General features: G+C 45.3%; 1 protein-coding gene. It reads right to left on the bottom strand.

What is annotated here, in order from left to right; translation table 11 throughout:
• Window positions 1-204, bottom strand: a 204-nt coding sequence (tnpB, locus tag V6259_RS20150) for an IS66 family insertion sequence element accessory protein TnpB (protein WP_445928535.1), incomplete at its 3' end; no start/stop codon positions are given.
• Window positions 205-311 lie beyond the last annotated feature (107 nt).

Raw genomic sequence — 311 nt, 5'->3', positions numbered from 1 at the left:
CAGTCTTTTGCACCAAATACAGTACCCAGAGGCGTCAAAATAGAGAATTTTCATCTGAGTTTTACGGCGGTTAATGAACACAAAATACCCGATGAGAGGACTCTCTTTGATTTGCTGTTTAATCAGCTCTAACAGGCCACAATAAGACTTACGCATATCGGTAGGCTGAGTGTACAGCCAAATTTTGGCGTTAGGCTCCGGCATAAACATCAGTCACGACTCAGTCGAAGTTCAACGCCATCGCCTAAACACAAGGTAATGTTCCAACGTCCAGAATAAGGGACTGAGAGGTCGGGCACCTGACTGAGATC

Source organism: Marinomonas sp. TI.3.20 (assembly GCF_038155025.1).
GTDB lineage: Bacteria > Pseudomonadota > Gammaproteobacteria > Pseudomonadales > Marinomonadaceae > Marinomonas > Marinomonas flavescens.
This window is presented reverse-complemented; position numbering and strand designations above follow the sequence as displayed.